General features: G+C 71.5%; 24 protein-coding genes. 15 read left to right on the forward strand and 9 right to left on the reverse strand.

The window, feature by feature from the left end; genetic code table 11:
• Positions 1–80 precede the first annotated feature (80 nt).
• On the reverse strand, positions 81–881 hold the full coding sequence (locus tag AB0E90_RS35865) for an SDR family oxidoreductase (RefSeq protein WP_360415887.1): 801 nt from the start codon (positions 879–881) through the stop codon (positions 81–83).
• Positions 882–963: 82 nt separating this feature from the next.
• On the opposite strand from AB0E90_RS35865, the gene AB0E90_RS35870 reads away from it, so the two are divergent.
• Entirely contained in the window at positions 964–1,506 is a 543-nt protein-coding gene (locus AB0E90_RS35870) for a helix-turn-helix transcriptional regulator (protein WP_360415889.1), read from the forward strand.
• The gene (locus AB0E90_RS35875; protein WP_360415891.1) at positions 1,506–1,976 is read left to right on the forward strand and encodes a GyrI-like domain-containing protein; all 471 of its coding nucleotides are present in this window, start codon (positions 1,506–1,508) and stop codon (positions 1,974–1,976) included. The genes AB0E90_RS35870 and AB0E90_RS35875 overlap by 1 nt, the downstream gene beginning before the upstream one ends.
• Here AB0E90_RS35875 and AB0E90_RS35880 read toward each other — a convergent pair.
• On the reverse strand, positions 1,950–2,855 hold the full coding sequence (locus AB0E90_RS35880) for a LysR family transcriptional regulator (RefSeq protein WP_360415893.1): 906 nt from the start codon (positions 2,853–2,855) through the stop codon (positions 1,950–1,952). The genes AB0E90_RS35875 and AB0E90_RS35880 overlap by 27 nt on opposite strands.
• Before the next feature lie 80 nt (positions 2,856–2,935).
• Here AB0E90_RS35880 and AB0E90_RS35885 point away from each other — a divergent pair, with 80 nt between their 5' ends.
• The 6 genes from AB0E90_RS35885 (at position 2,936) to AB0E90_RS35910 (ending at position 7,565) form a co-directional block, all read left to right on the forward strand.
• Positions 2,936–3,340 carry a RidA family protein gene (locus tag AB0E90_RS35885; protein WP_360415895.1) on the forward strand — a complete coding sequence of 135 codons (405 nt, stop codon included), beginning with the start codon at positions 2,936–2,938 and terminating at the stop codon, positions 3,338–3,340.
• Positions 3,337–4,185 (forward strand): NAD(P)-dependent oxidoreductase, encoded by an 849-nt coding sequence (locus AB0E90_RS35890; RefSeq protein WP_360415897.1) that lies wholly within the window; start codon positions 3,337–3,339, stop codon positions 4,183–4,185. Before AB0E90_RS35885 ends, AB0E90_RS35890 begins: the two co-directional genes overlap by 4 nt.
• 119 nt (positions 4,186–4,304) lie before the next feature.
• Positions 4,305–6,188, forward strand: a complete 1,884-nt coding sequence (locus AB0E90_RS35895; RefSeq protein WP_360415899.1) for an ABC transporter ATP-binding protein — start codon at positions 4,305–4,307, stop codon at positions 6,186–6,188.
• A 31-nt stretch (positions 6,189–6,219) separates the two neighbouring features.
• A complete protein-coding gene (locus AB0E90_RS35900; protein WP_360415901.1) occupies positions 6,220–6,732 on the forward strand; it encodes a hypothetical protein in 513 nt (170 codons plus the stop codon).
• 1 nt (position 6,733) lies between these two features.
• Entirely contained in the window at positions 6,734–7,039 is a 306-nt protein-coding gene (locus AB0E90_RS35905) for a hypothetical protein (RefSeq protein WP_360415903.1), read from the forward strand.
• Between the two features lie 268 nt (positions 7,040–7,307).
• Positions 7,308–7,565: a hypothetical protein gene (locus tag AB0E90_RS35910; protein WP_360415905.1), complete on the forward strand. Its 258-nt coding sequence runs from the start codon at positions 7,308–7,310 to the stop codon at positions 7,563–7,565.
• On the opposite strand, the gene AB0E90_RS35915 is transcribed toward AB0E90_RS35910, so the two are convergent.
• The 3 genes from AB0E90_RS35915 to AB0E90_RS35925 all read right to left on the reverse strand — a co-directional run bounded on the left by AB0E90_RS35915 (position 7,562) and on the right by AB0E90_RS35925 (position 12,297).
• Positions 7,562–8,494 carry a hypothetical protein gene (locus AB0E90_RS35915; RefSeq protein ID WP_360415907.1) on the reverse strand — a complete coding sequence of 311 codons (933 nt, stop codon included), beginning with the start codon at positions 8,492–8,494 and terminating at the stop codon, positions 7,562–7,564. The genes AB0E90_RS35910 and AB0E90_RS35915 overlap by 4 nt on opposite strands.
• A gap of 127 nt (positions 8,495–8,621) precedes the next feature.
• Complete coding sequence (locus AB0E90_RS35920) at positions 8,622–10,253, reverse strand: methyl-accepting chemotaxis protein (protein WP_360415909.1); 1,632 nt, start codon at positions 10,251–10,253, stop codon at positions 8,622–8,624.
• Positions 10,254–10,329: 76 nt separating this feature from the next.
• On the reverse strand, positions 10,330–12,297 hold the full coding sequence (locus tag AB0E90_RS35925) for an MDR family MFS transporter (RefSeq protein WP_360415911.1): 1,968 nt from the start codon (positions 12,295–12,297) through the stop codon (positions 10,330–10,332).
• 91 nt (positions 12,298–12,388) lie between these two features.
• On the opposite strand from AB0E90_RS35925, the gene AB0E90_RS35930 reads away from it, so the two are divergent.
• Together AB0E90_RS35930 and AB0E90_RS35935 are read left to right on the forward strand one after the other, a co-directional pair.
• On the forward strand, positions 12,389–13,420 hold the full coding sequence (locus tag AB0E90_RS35930; protein ID WP_360415913.1) for a YbhN family protein: 1,032 nt from the start codon (positions 12,389–12,391) through the stop codon (positions 13,418–13,420).
• A 102-nt stretch (positions 13,421–13,522) separates the two neighbouring features.
• Positions 13,523–13,693 carry a hypothetical protein gene (locus AB0E90_RS35935; protein WP_360415915.1) on the forward strand — a complete coding sequence of 57 codons (171 nt, stop codon included), beginning with the start codon at positions 13,523–13,525 and terminating at the stop codon, positions 13,691–13,693.
• A gap of 15 nt (positions 13,694–13,708) precedes the next feature.
• Here AB0E90_RS35935 and AB0E90_RS35940 read toward each other — a convergent pair whose 3' ends face one another.
• The gene (locus AB0E90_RS35940) at positions 13,709–14,608 is read right to left on the reverse strand and encodes a DMT family transporter (RefSeq protein ID WP_360415917.1); all 900 of its coding nucleotides are present in this window, start codon (positions 14,606–14,608) and stop codon (positions 13,709–13,711) included.
• Between the two features lie 35 nt (positions 14,609–14,643).
• Here AB0E90_RS35940 and AB0E90_RS35945 point away from each other — a divergent pair, with 35 nt between their 5' ends.
• Positions 14,644–15,276, forward strand: coding sequence for a LysR substrate-binding domain-containing protein (locus tag AB0E90_RS35945; RefSeq protein ID WP_360415919.1), 633 nt, complete (start codon positions 14,644–14,646; stop codon positions 15,274–15,276).
• Here AB0E90_RS35945 and AB0E90_RS35950 read toward each other — a convergent pair.
• Positions 15,224–16,324 carry an AI-2E family transporter gene (locus AB0E90_RS35950; RefSeq protein ID WP_360415921.1) on the reverse strand — a complete coding sequence of 367 codons (1,101 nt, stop codon included), beginning with the start codon at positions 16,322–16,324 and terminating at the stop codon, positions 15,224–15,226. The two genes, AB0E90_RS35945 and AB0E90_RS35950, sit on opposite strands and share 53 nt — an antisense overlap.
• Before the next feature lie 51 nt (positions 16,325–16,375).
• Here AB0E90_RS35950 and AB0E90_RS35955 point away from each other — a divergent pair, with 51 nt between their 5' ends.
• From AB0E90_RS35955 to AB0E90_RS35965, 3 genes are all read left to right on the forward strand, one after another.
• Positions 16,376–17,725: an NAD(P)/FAD-dependent oxidoreductase gene (locus AB0E90_RS35955; RefSeq protein ID WP_360415923.1), complete on the forward strand. Its 1,350-nt coding sequence runs from the start codon at positions 16,376–16,378 to the stop codon at positions 17,723–17,725.
• Positions 17,726–17,799: 74 nt separating this feature from the next.
• Positions 17,800–18,399, forward strand: coding sequence for a VOC family protein (locus AB0E90_RS35960; RefSeq protein WP_360415925.1), 600 nt, complete (start codon positions 17,800–17,802; stop codon positions 18,397–18,399).
• A 49-nt stretch (positions 18,400–18,448) separates the two neighbouring features.
• On the forward strand, positions 18,449–19,186 hold the full coding sequence (locus AB0E90_RS35965; RefSeq protein ID WP_360415927.1) for an SDR family oxidoreductase: 738 nt from the start codon (positions 18,449–18,451) through the stop codon (positions 19,184–19,186).
• Between the two features lie 3 nt (positions 19,187–19,189).
• Here AB0E90_RS35965 and AB0E90_RS35970 read toward each other — a convergent pair whose 3' ends face one another.
• Both AB0E90_RS35970 and AB0E90_RS35975 read right to left on the reverse strand, forming a co-directional pair.
• On the reverse strand, positions 19,190–23,302 hold the full coding sequence (locus AB0E90_RS35970) for an MMPL family transporter (protein ID WP_360415929.1): 4,113 nt from the start codon (positions 23,300–23,302) through the stop codon (positions 19,190–19,192).
• 34 nt (positions 23,303–23,336) lie between these two features.
• Positions 23,337–24,131 (reverse strand): hypothetical protein, encoded by a 795-nt coding sequence (locus AB0E90_RS35975; protein ID WP_360415931.1) that lies wholly within the window; start codon positions 24,129–24,131, stop codon positions 23,337–23,339.
• Positions 24,132–24,529: 398 nt separating this feature from the next.
• Between AB0E90_RS35975 and AB0E90_RS35980 the strand changes: the two genes are divergently transcribed.
• Positions 24,530–25,144, forward strand: coding sequence for an FKBP-type peptidyl-prolyl cis-trans isomerase (locus AB0E90_RS35980; protein WP_360415933.1), 615 nt, complete (start codon positions 24,530–24,532; stop codon positions 25,142–25,144).
• The last annotated feature ends 67 nt before the right edge of the window (positions 25,145–25,211 follow it).

Below are 25,211 nucleotides of genomic sequence, written 5' to 3' on the forward strand. Positions count from 1 at the left end.
CCGTTACGAAGCAACGGTAACCATCGCCTCAATCATGATCTGGCTACGCGCGAAACCCGACCGGAGCCGACCATGATCCGTCAGATGCGCTCTAGGAATTGCGCCTCGATGCCGCCGAGGAAGGTGGCGTCATCGGTCGCCGCGCGGGCGGCGAGCAGTTCCGCCGCGCACGGGCCGGCGGTGTAGCGAAGTTGATCGGTGCCGTCGGTGGCCGCTCGATAGATGACCTCGGCGACCACCTCGGGCTCGTCGCCGTCGGTGGCCAGCCGGGTCAGGAAGGCGCCGACCAGCTTCTGGTACTCGGTGAGGCTCTCGTCGTTGGTGAAGTCGAACGAGCGGCCGCCGAAGTCGGTGTTCACGAAGCCCGGCTCGACGATCTTGACGTGGACGCCGATGGCGGCGAGCTCGTAGTGCAGGGCCTCGCTCAAGCCTTCGACCGCGAACTTGGTGCCGTGGTAGAGGGTGCCGAGCGGGAAGGTCACCTTGCCGCCGATCGAGGAGACGTTGATGATCGTGCCCCCACCGGCGGCGCGCAGGTGCGGCAGGACGGCCTTGGTCGTCTCGAGCAGGCCGATCACGTTGACGTCGAACTGCCGGCGGATCTTGTCCATCCCGGTGGCCTCGAGCAGGCCGTACGCGCCGTAGCCGGCGTTGTTGAGCAGCACGTCGATCCGGCCGAACCGCTCCAGCCCGGTGCCGACCGCCGCCGTGATGGAGTCGGAGTCCTGCACGTCGAGCCGCGTGACGAGCACGTTCGCCGACGTGCTGGGCTCGGGCACGCGCATCGTGGCGATGACGTTCCAGCCCTGGTCGGCGAAGTGCTTCGCGGTCGCCTTGCCGATGCCGCTGGAGCTGCCGGTAATGAGAATCGTCTTGGTCATGCCTTCGACGTCAGGGACGTGAGGCCGCCTGGGCACTAGCGGATGACGCCTGGTCACTTGCCATTCGCGCCATCTAGGGTGGATGGATGCGGTTCACCATCGATCCGGGCACCGGGCCACGATGCGCGAGGCGCCGTTGTCCTCGGCCGCCACCACGGCGTACTTCGGCGTCTCGATCGGCGAGGGCGACGCCGACGCCGTCACCTTCTCGGCCGAGGACGCCGCCCGCCCGTTCCTCACCGAGGACGAGTCGATGTGGACCTTCTTCGCGCCGGAGCTGCGCCGCCGCCTCGCCGAGATCGAAGCGCCCGCCACCACGGCCGACCGGGGGCGCGCCGCGCTGCACGAATGCCTGCCGGCCGGCGGCAGCTCGATCAACGCCGTCGCGGCCCAGCTGATCACCAGCCCGCGGACGCTGCAGCGCCAGCTCCAGGTCGAGGGCACCAGTTACCAGGCCGTGCTGACCGGCACCCGGGAGAAGCTGGCCCGCCGCTATCTGGCCGACAAGTCCCTGACCGTGGCCCAGATCGCCTACCTGCTGGCCTATGACGACACCAACTCGTTCTACCGCGCCTTCCGCAGCTGGACCGGCGCCACCCCCGAGTCCGTACGGGCAGGAGTCTGATGGAGATTCTCGAAGGCCCCGCGGTCGTCGCCGAGCCGGAGCGGCGCTGCGTCGGCATCCGGGTGGTCACGCCGTTCCGGGGCATGTTCGCCGTTCGCGACGAGCTGATGAAGGAGCTCTACGCGTACGCCGGCCTGATGTTCTTCCGGCTGCATGTGGTGGACATGGACGGGCCGATGGAGATCGAGGCCGGCGTGGTCACCGACGAGCCGCCGGCGGGCGGCCGGGTCCGGGCCGGAGTGCTGCCGGCCGGCCGCTACGCGACGATGACCTACGTCGGGCACGGCCGGCGCGCGAACGGCACGCTGATCGACTGGATCCGGGCGAACGACCTGGCGATGGACGTCGCCGAGGACCCGGCGGGCGACCGGTTCGGCTGCCGCTACGAGGCCTACCTCACCGACCCGCGCACCGAGCGGATGAAGACCCGCTGGCAGATCGGGTTAGCGATCCGGCTGGCCGATCACTGACGCCGCGTCGCGCAGGTGCCGCAGGAACGTGGTGACCGCGGGCGCGACCGGGCGCCCGGCCGGGGTGGCGGCGAAGACCTGACGGACCGGCTCGTCCTTCGGGTCGAGGCGGACCAGCACCACGCCGGCCGGCGCGATGCGCAGGGCGAGGGCCGGCACCAGCGCGACGCCGAGACCGGCGGCGACGCAGCCGAGCTTGCCGGTCCAGTCGGCGACCACGATGTCGATCTTCGGCGCGAACCCACCCGGCAGGTTCGCGTGCAGCAGGGCGCTCTCGTTGCCGGCCGAGCCGACGATGAACGGGTCGTCGGCCAGCTCGGCCAGGGCCACCGCCGGGCGGCCGGCCAGCGGGTGGCGTGCCGACAACGCGACGAGGAGATGCTCGTCGAGCAGGTGGTGCAGGGTGAACCGGGCGGCGTCCAGGGGCGCGGCCGGCGACGAGCTGACCACGGCGAGGTCGGCGCCGCCGGCCACGACGCGCTCCAGCAGCGCCGGCGTCAGCCCTTCGACCAGGGTCAGCGCCGAGTCGGGAAAGGCGGCCCGGAACGAGGCGAGCGCGCGGGGGACCAGCTCGGCGACGGCGGTGGGGAACGCGCCGACCCGCAGCCGGAGCGGACCGGCCCGCAGCTCGTCGAGGTCCTGCCGGGCGGCGGCCAGGCGATCGAGGATGGCCTCGGCATGGGGCAGCAGCGCCCGCCCGGCCTCGGTGAGCGTGACACCCCGCGGGACCCGGTCGAAGACCCGCGCCCCGGCGTCGGCCTCGAGGGCGGCGATCTGCCGGGAGACCGCCGACTGGGTGAACCGCAGCCGGCGCGCCGCGGCCGTGATCGAGCCGAGGTGCGCGACGGTCCGGAAGACGTGCAGCAGCTGGGTGTCCACGACACGCCATGCTAGTCGCGCATGGCAGGCATGCTCAGCAGTCGTTGGCGGTATGGATCCGGCCACCCTACGGTGGCGGCATGATCGTGGAACTCGACAACCCGCCGACCGTGGCCGCGCCGTTCGGCGACCGCTTCGCCCACGTGGCCCGGGCCGGCTCCCTGCTGCTGCTCTCCGGCCAGGTCGCTGTCGACGACGCCGGGCGGATCGTGGCGCCCGGCGACGTGGCCGGCCAGGCCGAACGCATCTTCGAGATCATCGCCGGCATACTCGCGGGCTACGGCGCGGGCCTCGCCGACGTCGCGCACATCCGCACGTTCCTGACCAGCCTCGACGACCTGCCCGGCTATGCGTCGGTGCGCCGCCGCCTGTTCCCGGCGGCCGGCCGGTCGCTGTCCCCGGCGAGCACCACGGTCGAGGTGAGCCGCCTGTTCCTGCCGGGCGCGCTGCTGGAGATCGAGGTCACGGCGGGCGTGCCGGCATGAACGTCGCCGTCCTCGGCACCGGCATCATGGGCGCGGCGATGGCCCGCAACCTGGCCCGGGCCGGCCACACCGTTCAGGCCTGGAACCGCACCCGCGCGAAGGCCGAACCGCTCACCGCCGACGGCATCACGGTCGCCGGCACGCCCGCCGCCGCGGTGCGCGACGCCGACGTGGTGCTGACCATGCTGTTCGACGGCGCGGCCGTGCTCGGCGTGATGCGTGCGGCGGCGCCCGCGGCCCGGCCGGGCGCCAGTTGGGTGCAGTCCACCACCATCGGGCCGGACACCGTCGACGAGCTGCGGGCTCTGGCCGCGGAGCACGACCTGGTCTACTTCGACGCCCCGGTGCTCGGCACGCGCGAGCCGGCCGAGGCGGGCCAACTCACCGTGCTCGCCGACGGGCCGGCCGAGCACCGCGATGCCGTGACGCCGGTGTTCGACGCGATCGGCGCCCGCACCGTCTGGGGTGGAGGAACGCGCCTGAAACTGGTCGCCAACTCCTGGCTGCTGGCCGCCACCCACGGCGCCGCCGAGACGCTCGCCCTGGCCGAGGCGCTCGGCGTGGACCCGGACGCCTTCCTCGACGTGATCGCGGGCCGCCCGCTCGACATGGCCTACCTGCACCACAAGATCGGTCTGATTCGTGAGGACCGGCTGACGCCGGCGGGCTTCGCGCTGGTCACGGCGGCGAAGGACGCACGGTTGATCGTCGAGGCCGGACAGGCCCATGGCGTACGGCTGGATCAGGTCGCCGCCGGTGTCGAGCGATTCCGTCGCGCCGAGCTGATGGGCCACGGCGCCGAGGACGTGGCGGCGAGCTACTACGCGAGCTTCGACGAACGCTGATGGGTGAAGGTCCTGTCGGAAAGGTGACAAGGGGATTGGTTTGACCTCGCTCGCTGTGTCGAAGGTGGACCTGCCGGCCCACCCCGCCGCCCCAGCCCGTCGCGAGGAGGCATCCCCAGGTGAGTGCGACCAGCGATCAGACGGTACTGCCGGAACTGCGGCCGTCCTGGTGGGAGACCGGGCTGCGGGCCCGGGCCTCGACCGGGCTGGCCGGGGTGTTCACCGAGCTGCCGGGGCTGGCCGGCCGGGCGGTGCGGGTGGCCTGGCGGGCCGACCGGTGGCGGACCGGCGCGGTCGCCCTGGCCACCATCGGGTCGGGCGCGCTGGCCGCGTTCGGGCTGCTGGCCACGCAACGGGTGCTGATCGAGCTGTTCGCCGGCGGGCCCACCCCGGACCGGGTGCGGGCGGCGCTGCCCGCCCTGCTCTGGCTGGCCGGGGCGACCGCGATCCGGGGCGCGCTCGGCATGGCGGTCGGCTACGCGCTGAACGGGCTGACCCCGCGGGTGCACCAGGTCGCCGAGCGGCAACTGTTCGAACGCACCACCTCGGTGGCGCTCGCCGCGTTCGACGACGACGGCTTCAACGAGGGCATGGAACGCGCCACCCGGGGCAGCGAGGCCGCGATCGACCTCGTGTCGGACACCATGAACCTGTTCGCCGGCGTGGTCAGCCTGCTCGCGGTGACCGTCGCGGTGGTGGCGATCAACCCGCTGCTGCTGCTCGCGCTGCTGGTGGCCACGGTGCCGACCGCCTACGCCGCGCTGCGCGCCGGGCACGAGCAGTTCAAGAGCTACCTGGCCAGCTCCACCCGGCGGCGCCGGCAATGGGTGCTGCAGACGCTGATGGCCGAGCGGAAATCGGCCGCGGAGCTCCGATCGTACGGACTCCGCGGTTTTGTTCTCGGCCTTTATGACCAGGTGATGGGGGCGCAGATCGCGGTGGAGCTGGCGGTCGCGCGCCGGGTCACGACGACGATCAGCATCGGCTCGGCGGTCGGCGGCCTCGCCCTCACCGGGGTGTACGTGCTGCTCGGCACCCTGCTCCTGCAGGGCCAGATCCCTCTCGCCGCCGCGGCCACCTGCGTCGTCGCCGTGCAGGCCGCGCAGCGCTCGCTCGCCCAGGTGACCTTCCAGGTCGACCGGGTCTACGTCTCCGGGCAGTTCTTCAGCGAGTACGTCAAGTTCCTCGGCACCGCGGACGACTACGTGCCGACCCACCCCTCGTCGTCCGCGGTCCCGGACGGATTCGCCGAGCTCGGTGTGCACGGCGTCTCCCTGCGCTACCCGGAACGGGAGAAGCCCGCCGTCGACGAGATGTCGCTGACCATCCGGGCCGGCCAGACCGTCGCCCTGGTCGGCGAGAACGGCTCCGGCAAGACCACCCTGGCCGCGATGATCGCCGGCCTGCGCGACCCGACCGGCGGCCACCTCACCTTCAACGGCCGTCGCTACGACGACTGGGACCCGGACGGCCTGCGCGAGCAGATCGCGGTCGTGCAGCAGGAGCACCACAAATGGCCGTTCAGCGCGGCCACGAACATCGCCATGGGCGACATCGACTCGGCCACCGACCCGGCCCGCATCGAGACGGCCGCCGCGATGGCCGCCGCCCACGAGATGATCCAGGAGCTGCCGCACGGCTACGACACGCTGCTCGACCGCACCTTCAAAGACGGACAGGACCTCTCCGGCGGCCAGTGGCAGCGCATCACCGCGGCCCGCGGCTTCTACCGCGACGCCCCTCTGCTGATCATGGACGAGCCGTCCTCGGCGCTGGACCCGCGGGCGGAGGATGCCCTGTTCCAGGCGCTGCGCAACCGCCAGGGCCGGCGCACCACCATCCTCATCACGCACCGCCTGGCCAACATCATCCACGCCGACCAGATCTACGTGATGCACCAGGGCACCCTGATCGAATCCGGCACCCACGCCACCCTGATGGCCCTGGACGGCCGCTACGCGGAGCTGTTCACGATTCAAGCGGCCGGCTACCTCTCCACCTAGGGAGGATGTCGACCGCGCCCGAGCCGGGAAGGTGGGATCAATCAAGCTATCCTCAACGGACATCTCGGCGGGGCGCACGGCCGACCAGTCGCGCAGTGGGGGAAGAATGGCGTTGAGCGCGAGCAATCAGAAGCGCCTGCGCAAAGTGACGAAATGGCTGCTGGGTTCGTTTGCCGGCCTCCTTATCTCGGTCCTGGACCAGTCGCAGGATATTTTCACCGGCAAAGCGACATTAAATGGCATGGTGTCGAACGGCACTGCATGCACCGTCGTCATCGGAGCGCTGATCGCCTCGATGTCGGATGTGCTCTTCGACTTTCAGCATGCTCAGGGCCAGGCACGATGGCCGGTCCTCGCCATGCAATGGGGGCATATTCTGACGCTGAGCACCGCCGCATTCATCATGGGTGCGATGAAGATGCAGCTGACGAAAGACGGTTTTGATCCAAGTCTCTGGTCCGGTTTCAATACCATGTCCCTGATACTCTTGGGCTTCACGCTTCCGCTCGGTCTCGTATCCGTCTTCTTGTCGGAGGGAAGCTGAAGTGGCCGGATTTGAAATCGCGGCAATCGAAGCCGTTGCGTGGATCGGGACCGCTATCACGTCGGCGCTTGCGGGCACATCCCTGGCCGGAAGCATCCTCTTCCGGCGGAAGCGTCAACAGCGAGCAGGCGAGGAACAGGGCGAGCAACCGCCCGCTGCGCTCGATGAACAGCAGATCATCGAGCTGCGGACGCGAGTCATCGAAAGCGCCCGGTCGATGGGGATCTCCGAAGACCGCGCCGAGGCGCTCGGTGAGGCAGTCCTGCGCTCCGCTGAGCAGCAACGTGCCGACCCCGACGCGACGTAGTCCAACCCCGGTTCGGCCGAGCGAGCTTGATCCGGCTGGACGAGGAGGCCCTGACACTGACCGCGACCTGGGCCGTGACGCTGCTGATCGGGCCCCCGCACGGCCTGGAGCACGCGAAACACCACACGGCCCATCAACCAACCTTTCGACCCATTCCGGGGTCGCCGATTGTCTCACTGCGGATCCCGCATCCGGATCCTGTGCCGATCACAGAATTCCGAAGTACGCTGCGATTCGCTAGCGCGGTCCAGGAAAGAAGGGCGAGCGGATGGCCACCTCGGACAAGCAACGTCAGTTCGACCAGATAGTGGAACGGCTGACGACCGATTATCCGTCTCTGCGGCGGGTTCCCCGGCAGTGGCCGCGGCCCGTGCTCATCACGGTCCTGTGCGTCGGCGGCGTGGTGTGGGGCCTGCTGTCGGTGGCCATGGTGGCGTGGGGTGCCGCGGGTGTCGCGCTGACCTGCGCGGTCGTGGCGATCACGGTGGCCGCCCTGGTTGCGGACAGCCACCGGATACGCCGTTAGAAGATCAGGCTCAACAACTTCGGTGATGCCGTACGCATGGCAGTGCCGTTGTCGATGAGCACGCGCTTGCAGCCGTCCGCCTCGACGTAGACGTCGCCGGACGGTGTGCGCAGGAGCGCGAAGCGGGCCGACGGTGTGGTGCACGCGCCCGTCGCGGTGGCGGCCGTGCTGAGTTCCTGGCGGACGGCCGGCCACGACGCGAACTTGCCGCCCGACTCGAAGTCGCCGCCCGGTTTGCCGCTGCCCTGCTCGCCGGCCGGCACCCGGAAGCGGCAGATCTGCACGGCGGCGCCGCTGTCCGCCAGGACCGGCGTCGAGCCCTTGCCGCCGCCCATCTGGCCGGTCGCCCACACCATGTCGGCCCACTGCTGCTCGCACCCCGCCGTGGCCGCCTCGTCCGACTTCACCTGGCCGACCGTGCGGCCGGACACCTTCGTCGTCTTCAGCCCGCCGAAGGCGTCGCGGAACTCCAGGCGGGGTTTGTGGCACCCGTCGACCGGGACGCCGGGGCGGATCCACCGGCCGTCCGCGTCCAGCAGGACCAGGTAGGGCTGTATCCACCCCTCGGCGGTGCAGGCGCCGTTGGTCGGCGGCTCGTCCGGCAGGCGCAGGGCGGCCACCAGGGCGGTGATGTCGTCGGCGCGCTCCTCGACCGCCTCCAGGTCCTCGCCGCCGCCCGGGCGCATCAGCGGGGCGGTCCGGCACAGCACCGCGAACACCGGGGTGAAGCTGCTGTCCAGGTGGGGCAGCGGGCCGGGGGCGCCGCCGTCGCCGAGGACGGGGCCGGGGCTCGGTGCGGGGAGCGCGGCTGCGCACGACTCCCAGCGCGGTTGCACGTCCGGTGGTGCGGCCGCGTCCGGCTGTGTGCCGGTGCTGCCGGCGCAACCGCCGGCCAGAAGTGTCAGAGCCAGGAAAGCTCGCCCGCGCATGGTTCCCCCAGTGTCGTACGGCGAAAGTCGTGGGGTTGAGACGGCGGCCTGCCGCCTGTCGTTCCGCGCCGGACAAACCGATGGCCCGGCCGGCGTCGCCGGTCGGGCCATCGTCGCTAGCGAAACCTCAGAGCCGGAAGCGGCCGATCACCTGCTGCAGCTCGGTGCTGATGCCGGCCAGCTCGCGCACCGCGCTGTTCGCCTCGGCGAGGCTGGCCGTGGTGCTCTGGGTGGCGCTGGCGACGCCGGAGATGGTGCCGGCGATCTCGGTGCTGCCGGCGGCCGCGTCGCTGACGCTGCGGCTCATCTCGCCGGTGGTGGCGGTCTGCTCCTCCACCGCCGAGGCGATGGTCAGCTGGTAGTCGTTGATCCGGGCGATGATCTGGGAGATCTCGCCGATCGCGATCACCGCGTTGGCGGTGTCGGCCTGGATGGCCTCGACCCGGTGGGAGATGTCCTCGGTGGCCTTCGCCGTTTCCTGGGCCAGATCCTTGACCTCGCTGGCGACCACGGCGAAGCCCTTGCCGGCCTCGCCCGCCCGGGCCGCCTCGATCGTCGCGTTGAGAGCGAGCAGGTTGGTCTGCTGGGCGATCGCGGTGATCGCCTTGACCACGTTGCCGATCTCGGCGCTGGACGCGCCCAGCTTGGAGACGGTGGCGTTGGTGTGCTCGGCGACGCCGACCGCCTCGGAGGCGACCCGGGCCGCCAGGTTCGCGCTCTCCGCGATCTCCCGGATGGACAGACCCATCTCGTCGCTGCCGGCCGCGACCGTGCTGACGTTGACCGAGACCGTGCCGGCCGCGGCGGCGACCGCGTCGGCCTGCACGGCGGCTTCCTGGGCGGAGGCGCCGATCCGGTCGGTGGTGCTGGTGAGCCGGGTGGCGCTGGCGCCGAGGGCGTGCGAGCTGTCGGTGAGCTGGCTGACCACCTCACGCAGGCCGTTGCGGGCCTCGTTGACGGCGACCGCCATCCCGCCGAGCTCGTCGCGGGACTGCACCTCGGCGACCACCGACAGGTCGCCCTGGGCGACCGCGGCGAGCGAGGTGGAGACGCTGGCGAGCTGGCGCAGGATGAGCCGGCAGACGAACGCGGCGAGACCGAGCGCGACCAGCAGGGCGACGGCCATGATGGCGATGAGCTGGTTGCGGGCGTCCTGGTAGGACTTCTCGGCGGCCGTGGTCATCACGGTGGCCTCGGACTCCTCGGTGTTCTGCAGCGTGACGATCGCGTTCTTCAGGTCGGCCTGCGTCTGCCGCCAGACCGTGGCGATCTTGTCGCCGGTCGGGGTGTCGAAGCCGGCCGGCGGGGCCTCCTTGAACACCAGCACGTTGCGCAGGTTCTCGTAGTAGTCAAACGTGTCGGCGAGCTTGGTGGCGGCCGCCGTGCTCGCGGCCGAACCGGCGGCGAGCCGGCGGTAGTTGGTCAGAGCCGCCTCGAACGCCTTGTCGGCGGTCTTGGTCTGGGTGAGGTAGGTGTCCTTGCCGGTCGGGATGAGCGTCCAGAGCCACATGCCCTGGAAGCTGTCGCTGGACGCGCCACGCATCGTGCTGAGCTGCACGAGCGCGTCGACGTGCCGCGCCTTCATGTCCTTGATGTCATTGCTGAGGCTGTTCATGCGGCTGATGCCGAAGGCGCCGATACCGAGGGCGGCCACGGCGACGATCAGCACCGACATGTAGATCTTGGTGCCGACGCTGAAGTCGGCGAGCCGGCCGGCCAGCGCGTTCCGTTTAACGGTGACTATTGGTGTTGTGCCCATCTGAGACCTTTCGGTGGCCGCTCGGCATTGGTGCCGTAGTGATCGGCTCCGGAAGGGTCCGGTTGAGATTTCAGACTCACCCGGTGGCGGTCGGGTTGCGGTCGAGATCCTCGTCGACCAGCCGGCCGGCCACGTTGGTGAGCGCCTTGTCGAGCGGGGCCCGGTCGGCCGGGTCGGACATGGCGATGTCGTCCAGGTTCGCGTCGAGCCAGTCCCGGAACGCGTGCTTGATCCGGTCCAGCTGCTCCTCGCCGGCCGGGGTCAGCCGTACGGTCGTGCCGTCCCGGTCGGCGTAACCGTCCCGGACCAGCTCGTCGAAGACCGGTTCGATCACCTCGTGCGGCAGCCGGTGCCGATGCGCGATCGTCGGCAGGTCGGCCCGGCCTGCGACGGTGGTGTGCAGATGGGTCTGGCCGGCCGCCCACGCCTGCGCCGGGCCCAGCGCGGAGCCCGAGCTCGCCAGCACGCCGGAACGGAAGCCCTGGCGCTTCATCGTGGCGCTGATCTGCAGTTCCAGTTGGGCGACCCGGTCGCCGGCGGCGGGCGGGGAGATGCTCTCGGTGGCGGCCGCGCGGGCACTGCCCCGCAGCGGCACCTCCTTGAGGAGCAGGGCCACGAGGAAACCGAGCGCGGCGACCGGGACGACCCAGCGGAAGACGTAATCGATGCTGGAGGCGTACGCATCAATGATCGGAATGGCCGTCGCCGATGGCAGTTGCTTGAGCAGCTCGGGGTTCTGCGCGGCGGCCAGGGTCGACGAGGTGGTCGCCGCGGCCAGCTCCGGCGCCAGATGGTTGCCGTAGAGGGTGCCGAAGATCGCGGTGCCGAACGAGCTGCCGAGGGTGCGGAAGAACGTGACGCCGGAGGTGGCGGTGCCCAGGTCGGCGTAGGGCACGGTGTTCTGCACGGCGATCGTGAGCACCTGCATGGACAGGCCGATGCCGAGGCCGAGCACGAACATGAACAGCGATTCGAGCCAGGCGCTGGTGCCGCGATGCATGGTCGACATGAGGAAGAGGCCGATCGCCATCACCGCGGAGCCGGCGATCGGGAAAATCCGGTAGCGGCCGGTCCGGCTGATCACGGTGCCGGACGCGATCGACATCAGGAACAGGCCGGCCACCATCGGCAGGGTGCGCACGCCGGACGCGGTCGCCGAGACCCCCTTCACGTACTGCAGGTAGGTCGGCAGGAACGTCATCGCGCCGAGCATCGCGAAACCCACGATGAAGCTGAGGGTGGAGCAGACCGTGAAGACCGAGTTGCCGAACAGGCGCATGGGCAGCATGGGTTCCGCGGCCCTGCTCTCCACCAGGACGAACGCGGTGAGCAGCACGACGGCCGCCACGAACAACCCGATGATCGTCGGGGAGTCCCACGCGTACTGGTTGCCGCCCCACGACAGTCCCAGGATCATGCTGGAGGCGCCGGCCGCGACCAGCGCGATGCCGGGGTAGTCGATCACCGGGCGGCCCTCGGCCCTGACCGACGGCAACGCCCGGGCCGACATGACCAGCACCACGACGGCGACCGGGACGTTCACGTAGAACGCCCACCGCCAGCTCAGATGGTCGGTGAACAGGCCGCCGAGCGTCGGCCCGACCACCGTCGTCACGCCGAAGACCGCCCCGAGCGCGCCCTGGTAGCGGCCGCGGTCGCGCAGCGGGATCACGTCGGCGATCAGGGCCATCGCGGTCACCATCAGGCCGCCCGCGCCGACGCCCTGCAGGATCCGCGCGGCGATCAGGAACAGCATGTCGTTCGCCAGCCCGCACAGCGCCGAGCCGGCGATGAACACCACGGTGCTCACTTGGAACACCAGCTTGCGGCCGAACAGGTCGCCGAACTTGCCGGCCAGGACGGTCGCCACGGTCTCGGCCAGGAGGTACGCGGTGACCACCCACGACATGTGCCCGGCGCCGCCCAGATCGGCCACGATCGTCGGCAGAGCGGTCGACACGATGGTCTGGTCGAGGGCGGCCAGCAACATGCCCAGCAGAATCGCGGTGAACACGGTGTTGATCTGCCGCCGGGTCAGATTCACGTTTCCCATCGTGCCCGGCGGGTGATCATCCGGGGCGGAGTTGCCGAAAGTGCCTCAGGGCCGCTGGGCAGTGGCCGAACAGGAAGAGAACATGACTGTCGACACCGGCGTTCGGTCCCGGCGCCGCTGGGTGCGGCCGGCGGCGGTGGGTGTGCTCGCCGCCCTGTTCGGCACGGAACTCGTCCTCGGCTGGCACTCCCTGGCCGCCGCGTTCGGGCACCTGCGGGCCCCGCACCCCGGCTGGCTCACCCTCGCCGTGCTGGCCGAGATCGCGTCGATGGGCGCCTACGCCCGCATGCAGCGCAGTCTGCTGCGCTCGGCCGGCATCAAACGGCCCATCCGCGACCACCTGGCCCTCGCGTACGCCGCCCATTCGCTCAGCGCAACCCTGCCCGGCGGCCCGGCGTTCTCCACTCGCTTCAACTACCAGCAGATGATGCGTTTCGGCGCCACGCCGGCGATCGCCTCGTGGTGCATCGCGCTCAGCGGCATCCTGTCGGCGACGGCCCTGGCCGCGGTAACCACGGCGGGCGCCCTGGCGGCGGGCGGCGCCAGCCACTGGGAGCACCTGGCCGCCCTCGCCGTCGCCGTCCTGCTCCTGGTGATCGGCATCCGCCGGGTGGTCAGCCGCCCCGAACACCTCGACCGGCTGGTCCGCCTCCCGCTGGCCGGCCTGAACCGCCTGCGCCGCCGCCCCGCCACGCAGGGCGGCGAGGGCATCCGCACGTTCATCGAACAGTTGCGCGCCGCCCGCCTGGACCCCGGCCACGGCATGGCCGCCGCCGTCTTCGCCGTCCTGAACTGGGTCTTCGACGCCCTCTGCCTATGGCTGTGCTGCCACGCGATCGGCGCCGGCGCCGGCCTCAACCAGGTGCTGCTGGCCTTCTGCGCCGCGATGGCGGCCGGCACCATCACGATCATCCCGGGCGGCCTGGGCATCATCGACAGCGCCCTGATCCTGGGCCTGCTGGCCGGCGGCGTGCCGACCTCGACCGCGATCGCGGCGGTGGTCCTCTACCGCATCATCAGCTTCGGCTTCATCATCGGCCTCGGCTGGATCTCCTGGCTCGTCATCCGCCACCGCCATGCCCAAGCCCGGCGGCCCGGTCCCGCTCTTCCTTGACCGTCCTTCACGGCCGGGCGGCGTGCAGTGAATGAGCGGTGGCTGCGTCGGCCGGCAGGAATGCCTCCAGTCTCAGGTCGGCGAGGGCGACGCTGGTGGGAGATGTTCGGTTTTCCCAGGGATGCGACCTTCGACCGGGCGTGGGACGAGCGGGCCCGGGCCTATCTGCTGGCGGCCGGATGCGATCCGGACGCCCCGTACCGGCGCGACTGGATGCGGCGGGAGGTGGTGCGCCGGCGGGAGATGCGGCAGCGGGTGCGGGCCGCCGAATGAACGACCCGGCGCAGCTCAGCCGGCGGGGGCCGGCACCGGCTCCTCCTTCGTGGAAGAGGTCGCGGCCGGGGACGGGCGGGTCGACAGCCAGCAGCCGGCCACCACCAGGGCGAAGCCCGCCACCGTGCTCCAGCGCACCGACTCGTCGAGGAAGAGCACGCCCAGGGCGACGGCCACCACCGGGTTGAGATAGGTGACCAGGCCCGCGCGGTTGGAGCCGGCCAGGGCGATCAGGCGGTAGAACGCCAGCAGGGCCACCGCCGTGCAGAACACGCCCAGCAGCGCCAGGGCGGTCCAGGCCGGGGCGTGCACCGGACCGGACGGCCACGTCGCGATCGCGAAGGGGGTCAGGACGATCGCGGTGATCGCGGTGGTGCCGCCGGCCAGGGCTTCCGGGGGGACGTCCGCGGCGCGGCGCTGGACCAGGATCGTCGCCACCGCGTAGCTCAGTGCGGCCAGCAGCACCATGCCGGCGCCGAGCAGGCCGAGCCGGTCGCCGGAGACGTCCAGGCCGACCAGCACTGCCACCCCGGCGAAGCCCAGGATCAGGCCGGCCGTACGGCCTTTGGTCAGCGGCTCGGTGCGGGACATCAGCAGGGCGATCGCGACCGGCTCGATCGCGATCAGGAGGCCGGTCAGGCTGCTGGTGATGTGCTGTTCGCCGTACGTGATCAAGAGAAACGGCCCGATGATGTGCACCGCCGCCAGCAAAGTCACCACGCCGGCTTTGGCGCGAAGGGCGCCGAGCGTGCCCCGCGCCGCCGCGACCGGCAGCAGCACCAGCGCCGCGATGAGGCCCCGGCCGGCCACCACGAACACCGGCGACAGGTCGTCGATGGCCAGCTTGATCAGGAAGTACGGGATGCCCCACAGCACCGCCACCAGCAGGAACAGAAACCAGGCTCGTCGATTCACATCCTGAGCCTGCCGTCGTACGGTGGTAAGCGGTAGTGCTGACTTGCTGGGGTCGTGGGCAGCGGCTGCTGCCGGCCGCGCTGCTGCGGTTCACCGCCGAGCATCCCGGTGTCGAGCAGACGGTGCTGGAAAATGAGCCGGAGGACAGCCTGCCGCTGGTCCGCGAGGGGGCCGCCGACCTGGCGCTGGCCTACCATTTCGACGGCCCGCCGCCGGTCCGCCCGGGTGACCGCTCCGGCCTGACCTGGACCGTGCTGCTGGACGACCCGATGTGGATCGTGCTGCCGGCCGCCCACCCGCTCGCCGGCCGCGAATCGGTGGCCCTGGCCGACCTGGCCGCCGAGCGCTGGGTGCACGGCTGCCTGTCCATCGTCGAGCTGCTCGACCACTACTCCGCGATGGCCGGTTTCGAGATCCGCACCGCCTGCCGCGGCACCGACTACGTGTTCGCCCAGTCGCTGGTCCGCGCGGGCGTCGGCATCAGCATGATCCCGCAGGTGGCGCTCACCGCGGACCTCGGCGGCCTGGCCACGGTCCCGCTGCGGCCGCCGTGCCCGTCCCGCTTCATCGGCATCGTCACCGCCACCCGCCGTTCCCGCCCGCTCGCGACCGCCCTCATGACGGCTCTGCAGGAGACGGTGGCGGGGCTTCCGGTGCTGGCTCGCTGAGCTGCTCGCGCAGGTAACTCCAGACGACGGCCAGGACGGCGGCGACCGGCACCGCCAGAAGGCTGCCGATGATGCCGGCCAGGCTGCCGCCCAGCGTCACCGCGAGCAGCACGACGGCGGCGTGCAACCCCAGGCCACGGCTCTGCACCATCGGCTGGAAGACGTTTCCCTCCAGCTGCTGCACCAGCACGATGATGCCGAGCACGATCAACGCCGAGGTCAACCCCTTGAAGACCAGAGCGATGAGTACGGCGACGAAGCCCGCGAAGAGAGCGCCCACGATCGGCACGAACGCGGTCACGAAGGTGAGCACGGCCAGGGGCAGCACGAGCGGCACCCCGACGATCCACAGTCCCAGGCCGATGAAGACCGCGTCGAGCATCCCGACGAACGCCTGCGAGCGGACGAACGCGCCCAGCGTCGTCCACGCCCGGGTGGCCACCTCGGGCACGTCGCGGGCGAGGCGGCCGGGCAGCTGCCGGGAGAGCCACGGCAGGAAACGCGGGCCGTCCTTGAGGAAGAAGAACATCAGGAACAGCGCGAGTACGACGACCACGACCACGTTCACGACGGTGCCGACGCCGGTGACGGTGGCGGTCACGATGCTGCCGATACTGCTCTGGAGCTTCGCGACCGCGGTGTCGATGGCCGAGGTGACCTGGTCGTCGCCGATGTTCAGGGGCGGGCCGGCCGCCCAGTCGCGCAGCTGCTGGATGCCGTCGACCACGCCGTCGGCCAGCTCGTCCGACTGGGCCGCCACCGGCACCGCGATGCCGACCACGATGCCCGAGACCAGCAGCAGGAACGCCACCATCACGGTGGCCGCGGCCAGTGCCGGGCGCCAGCCGTGCCGGCGCAGGAAGCGGACCGGCGGCCAGGTCAGGGTGGTGATCAGCAGGGCGACGGTCAGCGGCCACACCACCGACCACATCTGGCCCAGCAGCCACAGCGCCGCGCCGGTGGCGAGCAGGATCAGCAGCGACTCGCCGGACAGCCGCGCCGTGGTGCGCACCGCGGCGCGGGTCTTCGCGGCGCTCAGAACGGTCATGATCTCCACCCTATGGATCCCGGGCGGGAGCCGACCGGCGAAAATGCAGGGATGCAGACTTTTGATGTGGTGGTCGTCGGGGCCGGACCGGGCGGCGAGGTCGCGGCCGGCCGGCTCGCCGAGGCGGGGCTGTCGGTGGCGATCGTCGAGGCCGACCTGGTCGGCGGCGAGTGCTCCTACTACGCGTGCATGCCGTCGAAGTCGCTGCTGCGGCCGGGCGCCCTGCTCACCGAGGCGCGCCGGGTCCCGGGGGTGCGCGAGGCGGTCACCGGTTCGCTCGACGTCGCGGCGGTGCTCCGGCACCGGGACGAGATCGTCAACAACCTCGACGACAGCGGGCAGGTGCCGTGGCTGACCGACCGCGGCGTACAGCTGTTCCGTGGGTGGGGAAAGCTCGACGGCGAGAAGCGGGTCGTGGTCGGCGACGAGGTGCTCGAGGCCCGTCGCGCGGTGATCCTGGCCGGCGGCACCACGCCCACCGTCCCGGACATCGACGGGCTGGCCGCGGCGAACCCGTGGACCAACCGGGAGGCCACCACCGCCAAGGAGATCCCGGCCTCGCTGATCGTGATCGGCGGCGGCGTGGTCGGCGCCGAGATGACCCAGGCGTACGCCTCCTTCGGCACCCGGGTCACGCTGGTCGAGGGGGAGCACCGGCTGCTGTCGCGCGAGGAGGAATTCGCCTGCGTGCAGGTCACCGAGTCACTCACCGAGCAGGGCGTGGACATCCGGACCGGACAAACCGCTTCTTCGGTACGCCGTGACGGCGACCAGGTCAGCGTGGTTCTTGCCGACGGCTCCACAATCACGGCCGACCAGGTCCTGGTCGCGGCCGGCCGGACCCCGCAGTCGCGGAACCTCGGCCTGGACACCGACGGTTACGTGCGGGTCGACGACCGGATGCGGGTGCCCGGCAAGGACTGGCTCTACGTGATCGGCGACCTCAACGGCCGCGCCCTGTTCACCCACATGGCGAAATATCAGGCCGCCATCGCCGCGACCGACATCCTCGGCGGCGACATGGTCGAGAGCCACCTGGCCGACGGGCCCGGCTCGCCGCGGGTGATCTTCACCGAGCCGCAGGTGGCCGCGGTCGGCTACACCGCCGCGGCAGCCGAGCAGGCCGGCCTGACGGTGCGCGTCGTCGACGTCGGCACCGAGGCCAACGCGGGCGGCGCGTTCACCGGCGGCGGCCTCGGCACCTGCCGGTTCGTCGTCGACGAGGGCAAGGGCGTGCTGGTCGGGGCCACCTTCACCGGCTCCGAGGTGGCCGACTTCCTGCAGGCCGCGACGATCGCGATCGTCGGCGAGGTGCCGCTGCGCCGGCTGCGGCACGCGATCCCGTCGTTCCCGACCCGCAGCGAGATCTGGCTCTACCTGTTCAACGAACTCGGGATCTGACCAGGGAGAGTCCCTGGCGCGACCCGGGGGTGCCCGGCGCGATGGTTCTCCCAACAGACCTAGGAGGAACGATCGTGGACTTCAAGCTCGAGGTCATCGTCCTGCCGGTAAGCGACATCGACCGGTCCAAGGCCTTCTACCACTCGCTCGGCTTCCGGGAGGACATCGACTACAGCGGTGACGGCGGCTTCCGGCTCGTGCACTTCACCCCGCCCGGCTCGACCGCGTCGATCCTGCTCGGCAACGCCGAGGTCACCGACGCGGCGCCGGGCTCGGTGCGCGGCCTGCAGTTCGTCGTCGACGACATCGAGGCGGCCCGCGCCGAGCTGATCGGCAAGGGTGTCGAGGTGAGCGAGGTCTTCCACGACGCGGGCGGCGTCTTCCACCACTCCGGCACGAAGGCCCGGGTCGCCGGCATCGCGCCGGGCCGCCCGTCGTACGGGTCGTTCGCGTCGTTCACCGACCCGGACGGCAACGAGTTCATGCTGCAGGAGGTCACCACCCGCCTGCCCGGCCGGGTCGAGGAGGTCGTCTACCGCAACGCCCGCGACCTCGAGTCGGCGCTGCGGGATGCGGCCGCCGCGCACGGCAAGCATGAGGAGGAGACCGGCAAGCCGGACGCCGAATGGCCGGTCTGGTACGCCGACTACATGGCCAAGGAGCGCCAGGCCTAGGGATCACCGCCCGGCCGCCGGACCGGTGGCCGGGCATAGGGTGAACGTCATGAGCCAGCGGATCTTGATCACCGGTGCGCGGCGCGGGATCGGGGCGGCCCTCGCCGTCGGACTGGCCCGCCCCGGCCACACCCTCCTGCTGCACCACCTCGACGCCGCCGCCGAGGCCGAGGCGGTCGCCGGGCTCTGCCACGACCTGGGCGCGAACGCCGAGCTGCTCGACGCCGACCTCGCCGACCCGGCCGCGGTCGCCCGCCTCGCCGCCGAGGCCGGCCCGGTCGACGTGCTGATCAACAACGCCGCCCGCGCCTCCAACGTGCCGTTCGGCTCGCTGGCTCTGGACGAGTGGGCGCAGACGTTCGCGGTCAACGTCACCGCCCCGATGCTGCTGTCCCAGGCACTCGCCACCGGCATGGCCGAGCGCGGCTGGGGCCGGATCGTCAACGTCGTGTCGCCCACCGTGCGGATGGGTGGCCCGTCCGGCCCGTCCTACGTGGCCAGCAAGGCCGCCCTGATCGGCCTGACCCGCTCGCTGGCCCGCAGCCTCGGCCCGCTCGGCATCACGGTCAACGCGCTGTCCCCCGGCGCGATCCGCACCGAGGGCGAGGCCGAGCTGGCCGGCGGCCGCGACGCCGAGTCGCACGCCCCGCTGGTCGCCACCCAGGCGGTGCCGCGCTCGCTCGTCCCCGAGGACCTGGTGGCCACCGCCCGGCTGCTGGTCTCGGACGGCGCGGGCGCGCTGACCGGCCAGGTCATCGAGGTGGGCGGCGGCCTGGTCTTCCGCTGACCGTTACTGGCCCTGCTCGCCGGCCTCCCGCCCCGGCGCGGCCTCGTCCGCCTTACGCCGCGACAGGTGATCAGCCAGGGTGGCCGGCCGCCGCGGAGCCGCCAGGGGCCCGCCACCACCGGAGGATCCGGACGGGCCGCCGGTGGCGGGGACTGCCGCGGGCTCGCCGGTGGGGGCCGGGAGGCCGGACGGGTCGTCGTCGGCGGGGCGGCGCGTGCGCGGGATGCGGCCGGCCGTGTAGTCGCTCAGGTCGGCGGGACGGGACTCGCGCAGGTGATCTGCCAAGTCGGCCGGGCGGCGGAGCACCGGCTCGGCAGCGGGGGACTGCTGCGGTTCGGTCATCGGTTGAGGCTCCGGGATGGACGGGATAGGCCGCCGGGGGAGCAGCTGATCGCCGAGACTAGCCGGGCGGCGCGAGGGCGTCTGCCCGTCCTTGGTGTAGGCCGCCTGATCGTTCGGCCGGTGCGGTGAGCGCCGGGCCGGCTGCTGGTCGGCGAGCGTGGCCGGCCGGCCGGAACCGATCCGGGTCGACAGGTCGACCGTCGGCCCGGCCTCGGCGTGCGCCGACGGGGCGTAGGCGTAGTCCGGCTCGGCCGGGTCCGGCCCGAAGAGGGTCGCGGCCGCCCGTGCATAGAACTCCTCGTCCAGCGGCGGCTCGCCCCCTGCCGACGAGTGGGCCGCCGGAGCGTAGAGATCGTCGTCGCTGGACGGCGTCTCGATCTCCGCCGGGTTGTCGGCCTCCGCCTCGTCGGTCGCGATCCGCGCGTCGTCCTCAGCCGATGCCGTCTCCTGGTCGCCGCGGAGGGCGGCCGCGCCGGCGAGCGCCGGTTCCGGCTCGGCGGAGCCCACCGGCCGGACCATGGCGGAGGTGGCCGGCTCGGCGGCGGTGACGTAGCGCGGGTCCGCCGACTGTGCCTCGGCGGAGGCGGCGGGGGCCGGCTCGCGCTCGGTGGGGGTGACGTACCGCGGGTCGGCGGAAGAGGCGGGTGCGTGGCTGGGATCGGCCTCGGGGGCGGGTGCGTCGCCGAGGTGGGTCGCCAGGTCGGCGTCGGCGGAGGCGGGCGCGAGGACGTCGAGCTCGGGCTCGCCGGAGGTGCCATGACGTCCGCCGGAGGCGTTGGCAGCCGGTTCCGCCTCGAAAGACGTCGCCGGTTCGGCGGTGGTGGTCATCGGCGCGGGCGCGTCCGTCGCCGATGGCGGGCCGGCGGCGGGCGCTCCAGCCACCTCCGGCTCGCGGGTGACGGCGGCTTCCGCCACCGGCTCGGCGTCGGACTCCGCCAGAGGAATGAACTCCGGCAGCGGGGTCGCCGGCGCCGGAGCGGTGGCCGACAAGTCGGTCGCGGATATCGATTCGGTGGCGGTCGGGAAATCGTCGGAAGCCGGCGAATCGGCGTAGGCGGGCGGTTCGGGGACGTCGGGGTCGACCGGTAGGGACATGCCGGGGACGACCGGGATCGAGGCGGCCGGACGGTCGCCGGGCCGGGAGTCGTCGTGCCTGCTCAGGCCGGCCGGCAGGGCCAGCGGCCCGGGGCCGGCGCTGCTTGGCGGGGCGAAGAAGAACGAGTCGTCGGTCGGGCGGGGCGCGGGCGCGTCGTAGCGCGGCACGGCCGGCAGGAAGCCGGACAGCTCGGCCAGCCGGGTCGCGGTCACCGCCGGGTCGAACTCCGGCAGGACCGGCGCTTCCGGCTGGGCGAACAGCGACTCCGCCTCGACGATCTCCGCATCCACCGGTTCCTCGTCGGCGACGACGGTCGCGTCCGGCGCCGCCGGCAGGCTCAGCACCTGCGTCTCCTCGAAGCGGGAGAACACCTGGGTGGCGTCGTTGCCGGCGGCCGGGAGCGCGAACGGCGCATCGGGCGCCGGCAGCGCCCGCCCGCCGACGATCTCGCCGGAGACCTCGTCGGCCCACGGGAAGTCGGGGGAGGCGGCCGGCAGCGCGAACGCGTTCGGGCGGTAGGTGAGCACCTGGGTGTCGTCGGACAGCGCGTGGCGCCCGGCGGGGGAGGGCTCGACCTCGTACTCGGCAAGCCCGGCTCGCTGCTGCAGGCGCCGCAGCGGCCCGGGCGCCCACCAGGCCGCGTCGCCCAGCAGGCGCAGGACCGCGGGGACGAGCAGCATGCGCACGACGGTCGCGTCCAGCAGCAGCGCGATGATCATGCCGACGCCGACGAACCGCATGGTGGTGACCGCGGACATGGCGAACGCGCCGGTGACCACGATGAGCAGCAGCGCGGCGGCGCTGATCACGCGGCCGGTGCGGGCCAGGCCGATGGTGACCGCCTCATCGGTGGTGGCGCCGCGGGTGCGCGCCTCGACCATCCGGGAGAGCAGGAAGACCTCGTAGTCGGTGGACAGGCCGAACACGACCGCCGCCATCAGGACCACGATGCCGACTTCCAACGGCGCGGGGGTGACGTCGAGCAGGCCGGAGCCGTGCCCCTCCTGGAAGATCCAGACGAGGGCGCCGAAGGTGGCGCTGAGACTGAGCGCGCTCATCAGCACCGCCTTGATCGGCAGCAGGATCGAGCCGAAGGCCAGGAACATCAGCAGCAGGGTGGCCCCGACGAGCAGGCCGACCATGTACGGCAGCCGGTTGCCGGTCGCCTCGAGACTGTCGACGTTGCGCGCGGTGGTGCCGCCGACCAGCAGCGTCGCCCCGGCCGGGACGGGCACGGCGCGGATCGCGTCGACGACGTCGCGGGCCTCGTCGCTGTACGCGTCCTTGGTGTCGAGGGTGGCGGTGAACACCGCGACGCGATCGGCCTTGCGAGGCACGCCGAGCTGCGCGATGCCGGGGATCTGCCGCAGCGCCACGGCGAACGCGGCGGTATCGCTCGCGCCGCGCAGCACGATCTCCACGCTGTCGCCGGTGAACTGCGGGTAGTCCGACTTCAGGGTCTCGATGGCCACCCGGGCCGAGTCGCCGGCGGGCAGCATCCGCTCGTCGCTGTCGCCGAACTTCACGTTGCGCACCGGTGCGGCGAGCAGAAGCAGAACCACCAGGATGGGTACGGCGACGAGCAGCGGCCGCCGCAGCACGAAGCCGGCCAGTTTCGTCCAGCCGGAACCGGGCTCGCCGGCGTTCTTGCGGCCGGGCAGGCGCACGGGGAGCTTGTCGACGCGCTTGCCGAGCACGGCCAGCAGCGCGGGCAGCAGGGTGAGCGACAGGAACGCGGCCAGGAACACGGCGGCGAGACCGCCGTAGGCGAGCGACTTGAGGAAGCCCTGCGGGAACAGCAGCAGGCCGGAGAGCGCGATCATCAGCATGGTGGCGGAGAAGACCACGGTGCGACCGGCGGTGCCGACGGCCCGGGCGACGGCTTCGGACGGCGTACGGCCATCGTTTTGTTCTTCGCGGAAGCGGCCCACCATGAACAGGCCGTAGTCGATCGCCATGCCGAGGCCGAGCAGGCTGGCCACGTTGACGGCGAACGAGTTGACGTCGTGGAAGCCGGCGACCGCGTGCAGGATGCCCAGCGAGCCGAGCACCGAGGCGCCGCCGACCAGCACCGGCAGCGACGCGGCGACCAGCGAGCCGAAGATGAACACCAGCAGGATCAGGGTGATCGGCACACTGATCGCCTCGGCCTTGCCGAGATCTTTGGTGGAGCGGGCGGAGGACGCGTCGCTGAGCACGACACCGCCGGAGAGCTGCACCTTCGCTCCGGCCACGGCGAACTTGTCGTCGATCTCGCGGTAGGAGTCGAGCTTGGTGGCGTCGTCATCGCCGGCCAGGGTGATCAACGCGACCGCGCTGGACTTGTCCTTGGCGGCGTAGGTCGCCGACTTCGCCGACCAGTAGGAGCTGGACCCGGTGACGGCCGACTTGGGCAGCGCGGCGAGCGAGTCCTTGACCGCCGTGCCCAGCGCGGCGTCGTCGATCTTGCCCTTGGTGGGGGTGTAGATGACGACCAGGTCGCCGCCCTGCGCGCCGAACGCGCTGGTTATCGCGTCGGACGCGTGGCTGGACTCGCTGTTGGGGTCGATGTAGCCGCCCTCGGTCAACTGCGAGAAAAGACCCAGCCCCCAGATGCCGGCACCGACCACCGCGACGAGCGCGACGGACAGCACCGGCCATCGGAAGCGGGCAACCCACGATCCCCAGCCCGCGAACACGAAATCCCCTTTTTCCGTTAACTCAAGAAGTGCTTCAGCGCAGGGTTGCCGCTTGGAGCGCGACCCCGCCGCAGCCGTCCCCGAACGCCTGCACGGTGTTCCACTTGAAATTGATTCTGGTAGCCGCCGGTGCCCGGTACGTGACCGTGTAAACCAGCGTGCGGAAGGTGCCGTCGCGCTGCTGGACCGACCGGGAGGCAGTCGCGGAGCCGGCCGACAGCGAGGCCCGCAACTCTCCCTTCGCGTCGATCACGCCGACGTACAGCCGCAGCGTCCGGGTCGTCGTCGACGCGGGCGCGCTGATGGTGAAGGCATTGCCGGCGCCGCAGGTGCGGATGCCGGTGGTGGTGCCGTCGCTGTGGTCGACCGGATCGCCGCCGGTCCACCGGAAGAACTGCGGGCTCAGGGCATGCTTGAACCGGGGCGCGGTCGGCGTGCCTTCCAGGATCTTGAAGCCGCCGCCCTTGTCGCGTTCCAGGGAGAACGTGCCGTCCAGGCCCCAGTGCACCCAGTCCGAACTGCCCTCCGCGGTCAGGTCCACGGTCCCGGGCACCGACGCCGCGTTGATCTGGATGCTGCCCTGGAAGGGCGGCTTCGTGGTCGGTTTCGGGCTGGTCGTGCTGGGTGTCGCCGACGGCGTCGCGCTGGGCGAGAGCGACGGCGACGGGCTGTCGATCGGGATCGGCGCGGGACTCCCCGTGGGCTGGTCGAGCCCGCCGAGCGCGGCGGTCGGCGGCGGGTCGGGCAGCGGGTTGTCGTTGTCGCCGTTGATGATGCGGCTGGCCACGAAGCCGAAGCCGACCACCACGATGACCCCGGCCAGGATCACCGAGGCCGAGGACAGGATCTCGTGACGCCTGCCCTGGTCAGGGGCGGCGCCGGGGGTCGGCTCCGCGGCGCGGCGGAATCCGATGTGAGCGGTCCGGCGACGAGGACCGCGGCGCGGCGCGGGCTGGCGACCAAAGCCGGTCGGCGGCAAACGAACCCTCCCCTGGTCGTTCGCACGGCCCCGCCCGGCCGTGAAAGCGTTCTCACGAATTACCGAAGCGTGAGACCGATAAACGATCTCATTTCGATCAGTGACGGTGAAGAACGATTTGAGTGACGATCCGGAAGGACGATCACCCCCATCGGCGGTTCGGCGGAGGTTTCCGGAAAGCCCGGTTACCGGTACGGGTACCGTGTCGGAAGTTTCCACCCAAGCCCGTACAGGAGAGTCGACAACATATGAGCACCCAGACCGAGACGGCGAAGCGTCGCGGCCAGGCATTCGCCGGCGCCCTCGCTGGGGTGGCGATCGTCGTCGTGCTGGCCGTGGTCTACTTCGTCGTCAAAAATAATGACGATTCCGACAAGACGCCCACGGCGGCCTCGCAGCCGGCGGCCTCGCAGCCGGCCGCCCAGCCGACCGAAGCCCAGCCGACCGCGGAAGCGCCGGCCGAGCAGCCGAGTGCGGCGGCCCAGCCGTCCGCGGCCGCCGTGAACACCCCGGCGGCGCTGGCCAAGGAGCCCGAGGTGAAGGCGGGCGGCACCGCCAAGCTGACCAAGCTGGTGAAGACGACCCTGGTCCCGGGCACCGGCCCGGCGGTCCAGAAGGGCCAGACCGTCACCGCGAACTACAAACTGGTCAAGTACGCCACCGGCGAGGTGATGGACTCCTCGTGGTCGCGCAACGAGCCGTTCACCACCCAGATCGGCGTCGGCGCCGTCATCCAGGGCTGGGACGAGGGCATCCTCGGCCTGAAGGTCGGCAGCCGGACCCAGCTCGACGTGCCCGAGGCGATGGCCTACCCGGGTCAGGGCGACCTGCGTTTCGTGGTGGACATCCTGGCCGCGAAGTAATTCAGCAAGGACGCCTTTAGGCCGGTCAAGGGCGGAGGCGGGGCGGTCGGACGGGTAATCTCGGCCG

Origin of the sequence: Actinoplanes sp. NPDC026619, assembly GCF_040638295.1 — a bacterium.
GTDB lineage: Bacteria > Actinomycetota > Actinomycetes > Mycobacteriales > Micromonosporaceae > Actinoplanes.

What these genes read in the sequence shown, in the direction of transcription:
- AB0E90_RS35910 (WP_360415905.1), top strand. Translation starts at nt 7,308, where the DNA reads ATGGCCACCTCGGACAAGCAACGTCAGTTCGACCAGATAGTGGAACGG.
- AB0E90_RS35920 (WP_360415909.1), bottom strand. Translation starts at nt 10,253, where the DNA reads ATGGGCACAACACCAATAGTCACCGTTAAACGGAACGCGCTGGCCGGC.
- AB0E90_RS35950 (WP_360415921.1), bottom strand. Translation starts at nt 16,324, where the DNA reads ATGACCGTTCTGAGCGCCGCGAAGACCCGCGCCGCGGTGCGCACCACG.
- AB0E90_RS35865 (WP_360415887.1), bottom strand. Translation starts at nt 881, where the DNA reads ATGACCAAGACGATTCTCATTACCGGCAGCTCCAGCGGCATCGGCAAG.
- AB0E90_RS35930 (WP_360415913.1), top strand. Translation starts at nt 12,389, where the DNA reads ATGACTGTCGACACCGGCGTTCGGTCCCGGCGCCGCTGGGTGCGGCCG.
- AB0E90_RS35915 (WP_360415907.1), bottom strand. Translation starts at nt 8,494, where the DNA reads ATGCGCGGGCGAGCTTTCCTGGCTCTGACACTTCTGGCCGGCGGTTGC.
- AB0E90_RS35955 (WP_360415923.1), top strand. Translation starts at nt 16,376, where the DNA reads ATGCAGACTTTTGATGTGGTGGTCGTCGGGGCCGGACCGGGCGGCGAG.
- AB0E90_RS35885 (WP_360415895.1), top strand. Translation starts at nt 2,936, where the DNA reads ATGATCGTGGAACTCGACAACCCGCCGACCGTGGCCGCGCCGTTCGGC.
- AB0E90_RS35870 (WP_360415889.1), top strand. Translation starts at nt 964, where the DNA reads ATGGATGCGGTTCACCATCGATCCGGGCACCGGGCCACGATGCGCGAG.
- AB0E90_RS35980 (WP_360415933.1), top strand. Translation starts at nt 24,530, where the DNA reads ATGAGCACCCAGACCGAGACGGCGAAGCGTCGCGGCCAGGCATTCGCC.
- AB0E90_RS35890 (WP_360415897.1), top strand. Translation starts at nt 3,337, where the DNA reads ATGAACGTCGCCGTCCTCGGCACCGGCATCATGGGCGCGGCGATGGCC.
- AB0E90_RS35875 (WP_360415891.1), top strand. Translation starts at nt 1,506, where the DNA reads ATGGAGATTCTCGAAGGCCCCGCGGTCGTCGCCGAGCCGGAGCGGCGC.
- AB0E90_RS35965 (WP_360415927.1), top strand. Translation starts at nt 18,449, where the DNA reads ATGAGCCAGCGGATCTTGATCACCGGTGCGCGGCGCGGGATCGGGGCG.
- AB0E90_RS35935 (WP_360415915.1), top strand. Translation starts at nt 13,523, where the DNA reads ATGTTCGGTTTTCCCAGGGATGCGACCTTCGACCGGGCGTGGGACGAG.